Raw genomic sequence first — 13,768 nt, 5'->3', positions numbered from 1 at the left:
AGCCAGCATCCCGCCGCCGAACGGCCAGCGAACTCAGTATTCGCCCAGCTCACGAGCACAATTACTGTCCTCTTTCCCCTGATCCACCAACTCGGAGCACAATTTCCATTCCCGTCGCCCGCTCCAGATCGAACATCCGGACTGGACGTCCGGTGTCTTCGCCCCCGGAGGTCAAACGGCTCGGGTGTCGGATCCAGCGCCTGACGTCCAGGGCCTCCGAGCTGGGGGCCAGGAGCAAGGCGTGCTCAGCTTCGGCGTGGCTCCCGTTCAGAGGTTCGGTGGAGCGCGGTGAGGCGGGCGGTCTCGTCGTCACGGAAGTTCCTGACCTCGGTGCAGCGTTGGCTCATGACGAATTCGCCGAGGGGCAGGCAGAGGTCCATGCGTTGGATGCAGACGCCGATCATGAAAGGGCCGTTCTTGGCGCGGTACATGCGGACGCCGTAGTACCCCTCTTGGCAGTCGCGGTCGTTGTTGAAGCGGCAGTCGGCGCAGGTGTCGGGGAGCCGGACGGCGCGGATGCTCTTGGCGTAGAGGGTGCGGCCGTCGGGGAGGCGGTAGCGGGTGCGCTGGTCGGAGGCGCCTGCGGTGATGATGCGCAGGTCGGGGACGGCGCCCAAGCGGTTGATGACCTCCCGCACAGCCGCCAGGGAGGCGCCGTCGTCTTCCAGGTTCACCAGCATCCGCACGATCACGTCGCGGCCGTGCTGCTCGATGATGCGCAGGACCCGTTCGACGTGCTGGTGGTCGGGGATGACGATGTTGGCCGAGACCTTCACTCCGTGCCGGCAGGCAGTCTCGATGGTGTCCGCGAGAGCGTCGAGCTTGCGGGCGGCCAGTCGGGGCGAGGCGAGTCGGGGTGCCTGCACGGCGGCGAGTTCGTCGGGGGTGGTGCCGAAGACGGACAGGTTGATGCGGTCCAGCCCGGCCTCGGCGCACTCGGGGAGCACGGCCGCGCCGTTCTCGCCGTTGGAGGTGAGGCCGACGGTCAGGTCGAGGCGTCGTGCGATGCGGACGAGATCGGGTAAGTCCGGGTGGAGGGTGGGCTCGCCGCCCGTGAAGTGGACTTCGTTGATGGGGAGGCTGCCGCGGACGGCGGCCAGGGCGAGCGCGAAGTCCGAGTCGGCGGGGATGCGCTGGGTGAGGAAGTCGGCGCTGTTGGTGGCCAGGTAGATGGAGACCCGGCCGGAGCGGCCGGGGGTGCCGGTGAAGGCGTCGGGTGGGCGGTCGCTGTTGTCGGTGGTGACGGGGGTGCCTTCGTTGTGGCAGAAGGTGCAGGCCAGCCCGCACGCGTCGATGATCTTCACGCGGAGGGTGCGGTCGGGAACGACCGTGACCGGTACGTCGTCGAGTGGTTCGTGCATCGTTCCGCCTTCCGTGCCGGACCGGGACGGAGGGGTGCCCCGGTCGGCCGTGTGTAGGGGTGGGGTCAGAAGCGCAGCTCGGTGATGGTGTCGAGGTCGATGCCGTGGCGGGCGTAGATCTTCTGGGTGTTCTCGCTGGTCAGCTCGGACCTGGGGATACCGAGGCGTTCGGCGGTCTGCCAGACCTGTTCCTCGTCGGCGCCCTCGATCTCCAGGTACGGGGGGATGCGGGGCCAGGTGTCGATCTCCAGCCGTACGCCGTCCAGGAGCCAGGAGCTGCGGCGGTTCTCCTGGTAGGAGCGGTGGGTCAGGCCCATGAGGCCGAGGAGGGTGTGGGTGTCCTCGAAGGAGCCGACGGTGGTCTCGGTCTCCTGGGTGCCGTCGATCGCGTCCGAGCTGATGGTTTTGACGCACAGCGTCACGGCACCGCCCGCGTCCCGCAGCCGCACCCAGCGGCCTGCGACCGGTGGGGTGGGGTCGTAGACGTAGCGGCGCATCAGCCGCTCGCCGTGGAAGGTGCCGCCCGTGGACTTGATGCGCGTGGCCATCGCCTCCGGGTCGATCTCCAGAGCCTTGGCCTCGTACTCGACGACGTGCATGGGATACCAACTTCCTCTCGAACCGCAGGGGATGGGCGAGTCTGGCAGGAGGGCGGGAGCCAGCCGCCACTCGTTGAGCCGATCTTCCATCGGGATGGCGAACGGGCGCGGCACGCGCGGCTGCGCTCTCGGTCTGCTCCAGCGGATCAATGTGCGCCGGAGCTTCTGGAAGGCAGTCACGATCTCGTCCTTCAGAGCGCGGTGCGCAGGTCGCGCGGGTTGACGGGGGTGACCTTGCGGAGTTCGCGGATGAGCTTGGAGGCGAGTACCGAGTGCAGGCCCGGATCGTCCTTGGGCAGCCAGATGTCGGTGTCGCCGTGGTTGAGGCGCCAGCCGTCGGTGGTGAGGCGGCAGACCTGGCACCTCATCGCGTACATGCACTCGTACTGCCGCCCCGGGTGCATCGACGCGAAGTCCGGCCGGCCGACGCCGGGTGAGTACGAACAGCGCGCCCACAGCACCCCGAACCCGTCACGGTCAGAAGGAAGCTCCCGTCCTTGGTACACCAGCCTGGGAGCCCCGGGCGTGAGCGCAACGGCCAGTGTCGCCTCGGCGACCGCCTTCTCGCTATCCCACATCGCCACGAACGGCACCCGCACCGAACGCCCTGTGCACGGGTGCTTCGCGTACAGGGGCACGCGGCCCATCCTCAAGGCGAAGGAGGCTGCCGACGACTTCATGGGGTCGCCACCCCCGTGCCTTGCCAACCCTCTCGTTCCAGGAGTGACAGCAGGTCCCGTGTCGCCCTGGCTGTCCGACGCGCCGCCGTCAGCGACGGTTGTGGGCCTTCGCTCGCAGCGGCTCTGGCTCTGGCCACCATCTCCGCGACTACGATCCGCCCGGTGTCCAGCTCGGCTTCAGTAGCGTCCGCCGGCGCGTCCAGGTAGGCGTGCAGGGTGTCGGTCGCCGGCCGCAGGTCAGCCCCGTCCACACCGTCGAAGTGCCTGCTGAGCACATACTCGACCGTGCGGCGAACGGTCTCGGGTGTCACGGCCAGCGGCTCGTCCTGCTCCTCGGCCTGCCAGCGGCGCATCGCCTCCAGAAAGCGACGAAGGGTCGCGTCGTCGGTAGCCTCGACCGCGGCTTCGCCGAAGGCAGGGACCTCGTGCTCGCACGCTTGCCCTGGCGTCCGTCGTTCCACCGGTGGGCTGTCAGGGGCGCGCGCCACCGTTTGGTGTCGGCCGACGAGGGCGAAGTGGCGAGGCCGCCGGTGGCGACCCATCACGTACCCGCCTCGTCCGCCAAGTCCGCCCACACCGTCTTGCCGCTCGTGTGCACATCAGTACCCCAGTCAATGGCGAGGGCTGAGACCAGGAGCAACCCCCTGCCCCTCGTCTCCCCCTCGTCCGGAGACCGCAGCACGGGCCGGACGCGGGACTGGTCGGTCACACGGATACGCACGCGGAACTGCGAGGGACGCTCGGCGCTGAAGACCAGGTAGCGGCCAGAGCCATGCTGCACCGCGTTCGCGACCAACTCGGTCGCGACCAAGGTGGCCTCGTTCAGGAGCGATTCGAGGCGCCATACGCGTAGCGCCGTGACCACCAGGTCGCGGGCGAGGCCCGCGGACTCCGGCACGGACGGAAACGTCTGGCTGTATCCGGGCGCGCCGATCGAGGTCGCTCTTGCCGCCGTCATGGTCACGGGTCTTCCCTCCGGGATCGGTCGCTCGACCAGAGCGGCCTCCCCTCACTCAGGGGGTGGTCGCGGGAGCCGGTCCGACTTTCAGGACTCCAGCCAACCGCCGGAGATCGCTGCGGACCACGGCATCCGTGCGGCAGTCTTGATGCACCTCTGATGCATGGGGTGCCGCAGCGGGTAGGGCCCCAGTCAGGCGGGGAGGAGAGCGCCATGCGGTTGTCCGAGCGGCGTAAAGCCATGGGCTACAGTCAGGAGAAATTCGCCCATGCGCTCGGCGTCGACCGCACAACGGTCGGCCGCTGGGAACGCGGTGAGACCACGCCCGAATGCGTCCACCGGCCGAAGATGGCCGAACTTCTGCGCCTGGACATCACCGAACTCGGCCGCATGCTGGATCCACCACCACCAGCAGTCCACCACCACGCGCAGCCAGCACAGCCCCTACCCCGTCCCGTTCACGGCCCAGGTGAATCCGACGAAATGATCCGACGCAAGTTTCTGCGCCTGCTCACGGTGACCGGAGCCCTGACCGCCCTGGGACCCGAGGCAGCCGACGACATAGCGGAGGCCGCCGAGCGCGGCTCGGCCGACGACTACCGCCGCATGAACGAACACCTCTGGCACGTCTACCAACTGGCCCGCTCCAAGCGCTCCGTCCACGGCGTCGTCCAGGACCAGCTCGACGCGCTCGCCGACGCCCTGAAGACAGGCTCATCAAGCCGGGCCGCCGCGATGTGCGAAGCCGCCGGAGACCTCTTCCAGCTCTCCGGCGAGCTGGCCTTCGACAGCAACCGCTACACGGACGCCGCGGCGGCCTACTCCGTGGCCGCGTCCGCCAGCGACAGCGCGCACGCCTTCGACCTGTGGGCCTGCGCCCTCGTCCGTCACGCCTACGTCGACATGTCCGAGCGGCAGTTCACGGAAGCCACCGAGACCCTGGACGTCGCCCGCACCATCGCCACGCGCGGCGACCCTGCCCTGTCCACCCGCTACTGGGTCGCCTCCGTCCAGGCCGAGGCACACGCGAACCTCGGCGACCTGGACGCCTGCCAGCGCGCCCTCGACGAGGCACAGAAGGTCACCGACCTCCCCGGCCCCGTCCACAACGGCGGATGGCTCCGCTTCGACGGCTCCCGCCTCCCCGAAGAACGCGGAGCCCGCTTCGTCCAGCTCGGACGACTCGACCTCGCCGAGAAGGCTCTCGAGAGCGCCCTCGACTCCACCGCCTTGGCCAAGGGAACCTCCTACCGCCGCCGAGGCTCCGTCCTGGTCGACCTCGCACTGATCGGCGCCAAACGCCATGACGCGGAACAGGCCGTCACCCACGGCCGCGAGGCACTCCAGCTCGCGCGGCAATCGGGCTCGGGCTACGTCGCCCGTAGACTCCAGACGCTACGGGATGATCTGCACTCCTACGGCCACGATCACCGCGTAGCCGAACTGGCCGCCGACATCGGCAGCCTGCACGCGACGTGACGAGAGGGGTAGGCATGACGGACACCGAGGGCGCCCGCCTGTTCCGGGAGACCTGGATCGCGGGAGTCAACAAGCACTACCCGGGCGAACCCAAAGCCAGCTACGTCACGCCCTGGGAAGACACCCCCGACTGGGAACGCGAAGCCGCCGGCGCCGTCTACCAGCAGGTGCGCCACTTCCTCGACCTGAGCGACGGCAACGCCAAACGCCTCACCCGCGAACAGAAGGGCCGCTTCGTCGCCACCTGCTGGACGGCCCAGATGTACAAGCACTTCGGCGACCCCAAGCCCGCCTACGTCGCCGACTGGCCCGACCTCCCGGACTGGCAGAAGGAAACCGACTCCGACATCTTCGAAGCCATCGAGGCTCTATAGCAGCCGGTCGGCCGTAATTGCGAGGTGTCTCCACAGGACCGTCCCAGCGGTGGACCCTGCCCAAGGCCGCCACCGAGCTGGCCCCCCCCGGGCGGTAGGGCAAGTCATGAGGTGACCGTGCAGGTTCAACCGCAGGCAGCCAGGGCAGAGCCCAACGGAGGTCGGCAACTATCTGCTGACGCCACCGATTGTGTACGGGATACTACGGGTGGTTCCAACCTGACGATCACGCACTGAGCTGGGGGAAGAGGGTGGCGGGCGGGAACGGTCCCTACGCACGGGAACTTGCGCGGCAGGCCAGGGAGCGCGAGCGGGCTCGTAAGGCAGCCGAGGCTGAAGCCAAGCGAAAGGCTCGCGAGAAGAAGCTTGCCTACGAGGCTGCACGTGCGCAGGAGGCCGCCGATCGCACCAGCGTCACCGAGAACGACGCTGAGCAGCTCACCAAGCTGCTGCGCACAGCTGTACTGAACGAACCCCCACTGACGTTCGATCGACTACGGCAGGACTTTGTCCCGAGCCAGTTCGTGCCTCCCAAAGGGCGTGCCCAAGCGGCACCCTCGCCTCGCTGGGAAGAGTACGAACCAGCGGCGCCTGGGGGGGCTACTGAGTGCTTTCGGTTTCGGACGTCGCAGGTACGAGGCAGAGGTCGACGTGGCCAGGAAGCGATTCGACGAAGCACAACGAGCCCATGCCCGCGAGGAGTCGAAGCGCGTCAAGAAGCTGGAACGAGCACGCGCGAGCCACGAGGAACGTAACCAGGAAGGCTGCCCGGGTCGAGGCGTGGAACTCCGACCTTGAACAACGCCGTAGCGCGTACAGAGACAGAGACGTCGAGGCTGTCGAGTGGTTCATTGATCAGGTTCTGGCCGCCACCGTGTATCCACACGGCTTTCCCAAAGCCCATGGGCTCACGCTCGGGCCTCAGTCGAGAGGAACAAGCCGGAGTCTCTGAGATTGCCTGACCAGTGTCAGTGTCGCCCTCGAAGCCGCTGGTCATGACGCCCCGATGCGTGAGCGATGCGTGAGCGGACGTGCCGTCACCCGTCCGGACCACGCGTCAGCGGTCACCTTCCGCACCACCCCTGACCTGGTGCGGAAGGATCACGCGGACGTACCCGTCACCGGCCGGCATGCTCTGACCAGGACTTTTAATCCATTGGTTGTGGGTTCGAGTCCCACACGGCCTACCGCGAGCAGGGCGGGCTTACCCCGCTGACCTGCGAGGAAGCGCCCGGACCGAGATCATCGGTCCGGGCGCTTCGGCGTTTTCGGGGGGCTCTGCGTGGGTGGGTGGGCCGTCGGTGGGGGTGGGCTGGAGCCGGGAGTGTAAGGGGTGCGTCAGGGAGGCGCTTGTTGCCGTATGGAAGGTGCTAACGGGGGACCGGGAGGGCTGGGAGGGGTGGTGTGCTCGCAGGGTCCTGACCCTGAGCGTATTCCGAGGAGCACTTGATGGCCGATGTGGCCTTCGTCGTCGTCACGGTCGCGGTGTTCGCGCTGTTGGCGCTCGCCGCCAAGGCGGTGCAGAAGCTGTGACGGGCGAGAACGTTGCCGGGCTGATCGTGGCCGTGGCCCTGCTGGGCTATCTGATCGCGGCGCTCCTCTTCCCGGAGAGGTTCTGACGCGGCGATGAGTGATCTCCTTGCCGCTGTGGCGCAGGTGTCGGCGCTGATCGCGGCGCTGGCGCTGGTCCACCGGCCCCTTGGTGACTACATGGCCAGGGTCTACAGCTCGGAGCGGCATCTGCGCGTCGAGCGGTGGATGTACCGGGCTGTGGGCGCGGACCCGGACGCGGAGATGCGCTGGCCCGCTTATCTGCGCGGAGTGCTGGCCTTCTCGCTGGTCAGTGTGTCGCTGCTGTATCTGCTTCAGCGGGTGCAGGACAAGCTGCCGCTGTCGTTGGGTTTCGCGCCCATCGATCCGGACCAGGCGTTCAACACGGCTGCTTCGTTCGTGTCGAACACGAACTGGCAGTCGTACTCAGGTGAGACGGCGATGAGCCACCTGACCCAGACCGCCGGCCTGGCGGTGCAGAACTTCGTGTCGGCGGCTGTGGGGATGGCGGTGGCCATCGCCATGGTGCGCGGTTTCGCCCGGTCACGTACCGGCGAACTGGGCAATTTCTGGGCCGACCTGGTGCGTGGGGTGGTGCGGATCCTGCTGCCCATCTCGGCCGTGGCGGCCGTGGTGCTGGTGGCTCTCGGGGCGGTCCAGAACTTCGCGGACATCCATTCCGTCACCACTCTGACCGGTGACCATCAGCGCTTGACCGGGGGAGCCGTCGCCTCCCAGGAGGCCATCAAGGACCTGGGCACCAACGGCGGCGGCTTCTACAACGCCAACTCCGCCCACCCCTTCGAGAACCCGAACGGGATCTCCAATCTGCTGGAGATCTTCCTGCTGCTGGTCATCCCGTTCTCGCTGCCGCGCACCTTCGGGACGCTGGTGGGCAGCGTGCGGCAGGGGTACGCGATCGTGGCGGCCATGGCCGGGATCTGGCTGGCCGGCGTCATCGCGGTGACGTGGCTGGAGTTCGCCCACCCGGGAGCGGCCTCGCAGCTGGCCGGCGGCTCGATGGAGGGCAAGGAGCAGCGGTTCGGCGAGGGTGGCTCCTCGCTGTTCGCGGTGTCCACGACGATGACCTCGACCGGGTCTGTTGACTCCTTCCACGACTCGTTCCAGGGGCTCTCGGGCGGAGTGCTGCTCTTCGGGATGATGATCGGTGAGATCGCGCCCGGCGGCGTCGGCTCCGGCCTGTACGGAATGCTGGTCATGGCGGTCGTGGCGGTGTTCCTGGCCGGGCTGATGGTGGGGCGCACGCCCGAGTATCTGGGCAAGAAGCTCGGCAGCCGTCAGATCAAGCTCGCCGCCTGCTTCATCCTGATCACTCCGGCTCTGGTGCTGATCGGTACGGCCGTGGCGATGGCCACGGGTGAGGGCGAGTCGTCGATGACGAACACCGGCGCGCACGGCTTCTCCGAGGTGCTCTACGCCTACACCTCGGCCTCAAACAACAACGGCAGCGCGTTCGCCGGTTTCGGAGCCGACACCGTCTACCACAACACCGCGCTGGGGCTCTGCATGCTGCTGGGCCGCTTCCTGCCGATGGTGTTCGTGCTGGCGCTGGCCGGCTCCCTGGCCGGGCAGACGCCGGTTCCCGCCACCGCGGGAACGCTGCGCAGCGACAAACCACTGTTCACCGGCGTGCTGGTGGCGACCATCGTCGTCGTGGCCGGACTGACGTTCTTCCCGGCTCTGGCACTTGGGCCGCTCGCTGAAGGGCTGGCCGTATGACCTCCGATCTGAAGCGCACGATGGACAACACGTCGACCGCCACCTCAACGTCCACCTCCACGTCCCCGACAGCCACTCCCCCGTCCGCGGGGAGCGGCGTGCTCGTCCCACGCCAGGAGACGCCTGGCGGGCAGGATTCCGAGCACACGGCCGGCCGGATCGGCGGAGGGCTGTTCGATCCGAAGCAGTTGCTCACCTCGTTGCCGGACGCCCTCCGGAAGCTGGACCCACGGGTGATGGTGAAGTCGCCGGTGATGTTCGTGGTGGAGATCGGCTCCGTCCTCACCACGGCACTGGCCGTTGCCGACCCCGGTGGCTGGTTCGGCTGGGCGATCACCGTATGGCTGTGGCTGACGGTGCTCTTCGCCAATCTCGCCGAGGCCGTGGCCGAGGGGCGCGGCAAGGCGCAGGCCGACACACTGCGCAGGACCAAGACCGGCACCGTCGCCCGGCGACTTGCCAACAGGGACACGCAGGGCCCGGAAGAGCGGGTCCCCGGCACCGAGCTACGGACGGGTGACCTGGTGGTGTGCGAGGCGGGCGAGGTGATCCCCGGCGACGGCGATGTGATCGAGGGCGTCGCTTCGGTGGACGAGTCGGCCATCACCGGTGAGTCCGCTCCGGTCATCCGCGAGTCCGGCGGCGACCGTTCGGCGGTGACCGGCGGTACGAAGGTGCTCTCCGACCGGATCGTCGTCGAGATCACCGCGAAGCCAGGTGAGACGTTCATCGACCGGATGATCGGCCTGGTGGAGGGCGCCGCGCGGCAGAAGACGCCGAACGAGATAGCGCTGAACATCCTGCTGGCCTCGCTGACAGTCATCTTCCTGCTGGCGGTGGTCACCCTGCAGCCGTTCGCGGTCCACGCGGGCGCCGAGCAGTCGCTGATCGTGCTGACGGCGCTGCTGGTGTGCCTGATCCCGACCACCATCGGCGCCCTGCTGTCCGCGATCGGCATCGCGGGCATGGACCGGCTGGTGCAGCGCAATGTGCTGGCGATGTCCGGGCGGGCTGTCGAGGCAGCGGGGGATGTGTCCACGCTGCTGCTGGACAAGACCGGCACCATCACCCACGGCAACCGTCAGGCGGCGGAGTTCCTCCCCGTCCAGGGCGCGTCCGGGGAGGAGTTGGCCGACGCCGCGCAGCTTTCCTCGCTGGCCGACAAGACACCCGAGGGCCGCTCGGTCGTCGTCCTGGCCAAGGAGCGGTACGGGCTGCGGGAGCGGCACGAGGGGGAACTGGCCCACGCGGAATGGGTGCCCTTCACCGCGCAGACCCGGATGTCGGGTGTGGACGTGGACGGGACGAAGGTACGCAAGGGCGCCGCGCAGGCCGTGCTCTCCTGGGTGACCGAGCAGGGCGGGCACGCGCCCGAGGATGCCCTGCGGTCGGCGGAGGAGGTGTCCGAAGCCGGCGGCACGCCGCTGCTGGTGGCCGTCGAGGAGGACGGCGCCGCCGCCCGGGTGCTGGGCGTGATCCACCTCAAGGACGTGGTCAAGGCGGGCATGCGGGAACGCTTCGGCCGACTCCGCGAGATGGGCATCAGAACGGTCATGATCACCGGGGACAACCCGCTGACGGCCAAGGCCATCGCCGACGAGGCCGGAGTGGACGACTTCCTGGCCGAGGCCACGCCCGAGGACAAGATGGCCCTCATCCGGCACGAGCAGGCCGACGGCAAGCTCGTCGCCATGACCGGCGACGGCACCAACGACGCCCCCGCGCTCGCCCAGGCCGACGTCGGCGTCGCCATGAACACCGGTACCTCCGCTGCCAAGGAGGCCGGGAACATGGTGGACCTGGACTCCGACCCGACCAAGCTGATCGAGGTCGTGGAGATCGGCAAGCAGTTGCTGATCACCCGCGGTGCGCTGACCACGTTCTCCATCGCCAACGACGTGGCGAAGTACTTCGCGATCATCCCGGCGATGTTCGCCGTCGCGTACCCGAGCCTGGACGACCTCAATTTCATGCGGCTGGCCAGTCCCGAGTCCGCGATCCTGGCCGCGGTGATCTTCAACGCGCTGATCATCGTGGCGCTGGTGCCGCTCGCCCTGCGCGGCGTGCGGTACCGGCCGCTCGGCGCCGACCGGATGCTCCGCCGCAACCTCGGCCTCTACGGCGTGGGCGGGCTGATCGCGCCGTTCCTCGGCATCAAACTCATCGACCTGCTCATCTCCCTGATCCCCGGAGTCGGCTGACCGCCATGAACACCTCCGTACGCAACACCATCCGGCTGCTGTGGGGCGCCCTGCGGGCCCTGCTGGTGCTCACGGTGGCCACCGGCGTCCTCTATCCGCTGGCGGTCACCGGCATCGCGCAGGCCGCCTTCCACGACAAGGCCAACGGCTCGAAGGTGCGGGCCGAGGGGCGCGAGGTCGGGTCCAGGCTCATCGGTCAGAAGTGGAACATCCCCGGCACCGACCGGCCCGACCCCAAGTGGTTCCAGCCACGCCCCTCCAACAGCGACTACGACCCGCTCGCCACCGGCTCCAGCCAACTCGGGGCCTCCGACGAGCGGCTGGTGAAGGCCGTACGGAAAGCGAGGGAGCAGGTCGCCGCGTTCAACGACGTACCTGCCGCCAAGGTGCCGGCGGACGCCGCCACCGGCTCGGCCTCCGCCGTCGACCCGGACATCTCACCGGCGTACGCCGACATCCAGATCCCCCGGGTCGCCCGCGCGAACCACCTGACTCAGGCTCAGGTGACGAAGTTGGTGCACGAGCACACCGAAGGGCGCGACGCGGGCTTCCTCGGCGAGCCCCGCGTCAATGTGCTGGAACTCAACCTGTCCCTGCGCCACCTCGCCGAGCACTGAAACAGTCCCCCTCCGGGCCCCGGCCCTCGCAGAGGCAGGCTGCTCCGTCGGTTTGTCACGGGGCTGTCCCAGGTGGGGCCGGGGGCCTGGGGGATGGGGGGAGGAGAGGGGTGTGTGTAACAGGCAGGTAAGAGCGGCCGGTGGGCGTGAACATTCCTCGGGCGGGGTGGATCGAAGGGGTCAGTAACGCTCACCGTGCCGGGCCGCCGGCACCGACCCCTGAGGAAGAAAACGATGCGCGCTCGCAAGCTCACTCTCGCCGCCCTGGCCCTGGCCGCCGGTCTCTCGCTCACCGCCTGCCAGGGAAACGAGGACTCCAACGCCGACGCCAACGCCAACACGCATGCCTCCGGCGGCTCCTCCTCGTCCTCGAAGGGCTCGTCGGGCAGCTCCTCGGGCGGCGGCTCCTCCTCGTCGTCCTCGTCTTCCTCCTCCTCGGGCGGGAACTCCGGCGGCAGCGGGTCCAAGGAGAACGCGGCCGACTCCGCCCCCGGCAGTGGCGGCGGGCAGATCACCACCGGCCCCTGCAAGACGTCGGACCTCGCCTTCGGCACCTCCCACGGCATGGGCGAGGGCGATCTCATCGTCAGGATGAAGAACACCGGCGGCGACGCCTGCTCGCTCAAGGGATTCCCCGGTGTGGACCTCCTGTCCCAGGACGCCGGCAGGCCGCTCAGCGCCAAGCGCAGCGGTATCGACGCCCCGGCCGTCGCCCTCACACCCGGCGAGACGACCCGCTTCACCCTTCACTACCCGCCGAACAACACCGGCGGCACCGGCGCGTACGTCAGCGCCATCCGTGTCACCCCGCCCGACGAGACCCACTCCAAGAGCCTGTCGGTCAGCTTCAGCCTTCCGGTCCGGGCCGGGGCCGACCAGGAGGTCACGGTTGACCCCGTCGGCACCGGCAAGCAGTGACGAGGGGCGGGTGCCCCGCCGCCCCGTGCCCCGACGTCGGTTCGGGAGCGGCCCGTTCAGGAGTCGGGCCGGCGCGTCAGTGGGATCGGTCGGTGTTGAGTCGGGCGGCCTGGCGGGTCAGGTGATCGCGCTCGGCGAGGTTGGTCGCCTTGTGGGCCGCCTCGGCGTACAGCCGTGCCGCCGTCGACAGGTCGCCGTCGCGCTCGTGGAGATAGGCGGCCGCCGCGGCGTGGCGGGGCAGCGAGGGGTCGAGTTCGGCGAGCGCCGCCAGGCCGGCGCGCGGTCCGTCGGCCTCGCCGACGGCCACCGCGCGGTTGAGTCGGACGACGGGGTTGTCGGTCAATCGGGTGAGTTCGTCGTACCACTCGACGATCTGTACCCAGTCGGTCTCCTCGGCGGTGGGCGCGTCGGCGTGGAGCGCTGCGATGGCGGCCTGGGCCTGGAACTCGCCCAGCCGGTCGCGGGCGAGGGCCGCCTGCAGGATCCCGATGCCCTCGGCGATCAGGCGTGTGTCCCACCGGGTGCGGTCCTGCTCGGCGAGCGGCACCAGACTGCCGTCGGGCGCGGTACGCGCGTCCCGCCGGGCGTGGTGGAGCAGCATGAGGGCCAGCAGCCCGGCCACCTCGGGGTGGTCGATGGCGGCGGCGAGCTGCCGGGTGAGCCGGATGGCCTCGGCGGCGAGGTCGATGTCGCCGGAGTAGCCCTCGTTGAAGACCAGGTACAGAACGCGCAGCACGGTGGCGACGTCGCCGGGCTGGTCGAACCTCCCCCGAGCTCTCGGTTTCTCCCCCAGCCTCCGGCCGGGAGGGGCCCCCGGAGCAGGGGATGCCCCGATGTCGGAGACGGTGCGCTTCGCCCGGCTGATCCGCTGGGCCATGGTCGCCTCGGGCACCAGATACGCCTGGGCGATCTGGCGGGTGGTCAGCCCGCCGACGGCGCGCAGGGTGAGCGCCACAGCGGACGACGGTGTCAGCGACGGGTGCGCGCACAGGAAGTAGAGCTGGAGCGTGTCGTCCGCGGACGGCGCCGGACCTGGCGGCGGCTCTTCGTCGACGCGGTCCTCCCGCCGGCGGCGCGCCGCCTCCGCCCTGCTGTGGTCGAGGTACCGGCGCCAGGCGACGGTGATCAGCCAGCCCTTGGCGTCCTGAGGGGGAGCGTCCGGCCAGACGCGTACCGCCTCGATCAGCGCCTCCTGGACGGCGTCCTCGGCCGCCGCGAAGTCGGCTCCGCGGCGGACGAGGATGGCCAGCACGCTCGGCATCAGGCTGCGGAGCAGTGCTTCGTCGATCG

The 13,768-nt window shown here is 69.2% G+C and carries 13 protein-coding genes; 7 read left to right on the top strand and 6 right to left on the bottom strand.

The genetic code is table 11. The features are described 5' to 3' along the window. Window positions 1–245: 245 nt before the first annotated feature. The 5 genes from JW592_RS29270 to JW592_RS29250 all read right to left on the bottom strand — a co-directional run bounded on the left by JW592_RS29270 (window position 246) and on the right by JW592_RS29250 (window position 3,598). A complete protein-coding gene (locus tag JW592_RS29270; RefSeq protein ID WP_209268272.1) occupies window positions 246–1,361 on the bottom strand; it encodes a radical SAM protein in 1,116 nt (371 codons plus the stop codon). Between the two features lie 65 nt (window positions 1,362–1,426). Further along, window positions 1,427–1,960, bottom strand: a complete 534-nt coding sequence (locus tag JW592_RS29265; RefSeq protein ID WP_209268271.1) for a class IV adenylate cyclase — start codon at window positions 1,958–1,960, stop codon at window positions 1,427–1,429. Between the two features lie 191 nt (window positions 1,961–2,151). Next, window positions 2,152–2,544: a hypothetical protein gene (locus JW592_RS29260; protein ID WP_209268270.1), complete on the bottom strand. Its 393-nt coding sequence runs from the start codon at window positions 2,542–2,544 to the stop codon at window positions 2,152–2,154. 92 nt (window positions 2,545–2,636) lie between these two features. Next, complete coding sequence (locus JW592_RS29255; RefSeq protein WP_209268269.1) at window positions 2,637–3,101, bottom strand: DUF6415 family natural product biosynthesis protein; 465 nt, start codon at window positions 3,099–3,101, stop codon at window positions 2,637–2,639. Between the two features lie 80 nt (window positions 3,102–3,181). Beyond that, on the bottom strand, window positions 3,182–3,598 hold the full coding sequence (locus JW592_RS29250; protein WP_229377052.1) for an ATP-binding protein: 417 nt from the start codon (window positions 3,596–3,598) through the stop codon (window positions 3,182–3,184). Window positions 3,599–3,811: 213 nt separating this feature from the next. Here JW592_RS29250 and JW592_RS29245 point away from each other — a divergent pair, with 213 nt between their 5' ends. The 7 genes from JW592_RS29245 to JW592_RS29215 all read left to right on the top strand — a co-directional run bounded on the left by JW592_RS29245 (window position 3,812) and on the right by JW592_RS29215 (window position 12,478). Further along, the gene (locus tag JW592_RS29245) at window positions 3,812–5,077 is read left to right on the top strand and encodes a helix-turn-helix transcriptional regulator (protein ID WP_209268267.1); all 1,266 of its coding nucleotides are present in this window, start codon (window positions 3,812–3,814) and stop codon (window positions 5,075–5,077) included. A 14-nt stretch (window positions 5,078–5,091) separates the two neighbouring features. Continuing rightward, on the top strand, window positions 5,092–5,451 hold the full coding sequence (locus JW592_RS29240; protein ID WP_209268266.1) for a hypothetical protein: 360 nt from the start codon (window positions 5,092–5,094) through the stop codon (window positions 5,449–5,451). A 1,529-nt stretch (window positions 5,452–6,980) separates the two neighbouring features. Beyond that, entirely contained in the window at window positions 6,981–7,070 is a 90-nt protein-coding gene (kdpF, locus tag JW592_RS29235; protein WP_209268265.1) for a K(+)-transporting ATPase subunit F, read from the top strand. Window positions 7,071–7,077: 7 nt separating this feature from the next. After that, window positions 7,078–8,742, top strand: coding sequence for a potassium-transporting ATPase subunit KdpA (kdpA, locus tag JW592_RS29230; RefSeq protein WP_209268264.1), 1,665 nt, complete (start codon window positions 7,078–7,080; stop codon window positions 8,740–8,742). Window positions 8,743–8,762: 20 nt separating this feature from the next. Beyond that, window positions 8,763–10,943 (top strand): potassium-transporting ATPase subunit KdpB, encoded by a 2,181-nt coding sequence (gene kdpB, locus JW592_RS29225; RefSeq protein WP_372446594.1) that lies wholly within the window; start codon window positions 8,763–8,765, stop codon window positions 10,941–10,943. A 5-nt stretch (window positions 10,944–10,948) separates the two neighbouring features. After that, the gene (gene kdpC, locus JW592_RS29220; RefSeq protein ID WP_209268262.1) at window positions 10,949–11,560 is read left to right on the top strand and encodes a potassium-transporting ATPase subunit KdpC; all 612 of its coding nucleotides are present in this window, start codon (window positions 10,949–10,951) and stop codon (window positions 11,558–11,560) included. A 234-nt stretch (window positions 11,561–11,794) separates the two neighbouring features. Further along, a complete protein-coding gene (locus JW592_RS29215) occupies window positions 11,795–12,478 on the top strand; it encodes a DUF4232 domain-containing protein (protein WP_209268261.1) in 684 nt (227 codons plus the stop codon). A 76-nt stretch (window positions 12,479–12,554) separates the two neighbouring features. On the opposite strand, the gene JW592_RS29210 is transcribed toward JW592_RS29215, so the two are convergent. Next, complete coding sequence (locus JW592_RS29210) at window positions 12,555–13,766, bottom strand: RNA polymerase sigma factor (protein WP_209268296.1); 1,212 nt, start codon at window positions 13,764–13,766, stop codon at window positions 12,555–12,557. Window positions 13,767–13,768 lie beyond the last annotated feature (2 nt).

The sequence above is a fragment of the Streptomyces spirodelae genome, from assembly GCF_017676385.1.
Classification (GTDB): domain Bacteria; phylum Actinomycetota; class Actinomycetes; order Streptomycetales; family Streptomycetaceae; genus Streptomyces; species Streptomyces spirodelae.
Note: the sequence above shows the minus strand (reverse complement) of the source record. Positions and strands in the feature narration are given on the sequence as shown.

Bases quoted from the DNA above. Each gene is read 5' to 3' on its own strand.
- JW592_RS29270 (WP_209268272.1), bottom strand. From the start codon at position 1,361: ATGCACGAACCACTCGACGACGTACCGGTCACGGTCGTTCCCGACCGC.
- JW592_RS29265 (WP_209268271.1), bottom strand. From the start codon at position 1,960: ATGCACGTCGTCGAGTACGAGGCCAAGGCTCTGGAGATCGACCCGGAG.
- JW592_RS29250 (WP_229377052.1), bottom strand. From the start codon at position 3,598: ATGACGGCGGCAAGAGCGACCTCGATCGGCGCGCCCGGATACAGCCAG.
- JW592_RS29245 (WP_209268267.1), top strand. From the start codon at position 3,812: ATGCGGTTGTCCGAGCGGCGTAAAGCCATGGGCTACAGTCAGGAGAAA.
- JW592_RS29240 (WP_209268266.1), top strand. From the start codon at position 5,092: ATGACGGACACCGAGGGCGCCCGCCTGTTCCGGGAGACCTGGATCGCG.
- kdpA (WP_209268264.1), top strand. From the start codon at position 7,078: ATGAGTGATCTCCTTGCCGCTGTGGCGCAGGTGTCGGCGCTGATCGCG.
- kdpB (WP_372446594.1), top strand. From the start codon at position 8,763: ATGGACAACACGTCGACCGCCACCTCAACGTCCACCTCCACGTCCCCG.
- kdpC (WP_209268262.1), top strand. From the start codon at position 10,949: ATGAACACCTCCGTACGCAACACCATCCGGCTGCTGTGGGGCGCCCTG.
- JW592_RS29215 (WP_209268261.1), top strand. From the start codon at position 11,795: ATGCGCGCTCGCAAGCTCACTCTCGCCGCCCTGGCCCTGGCCGCCGGT.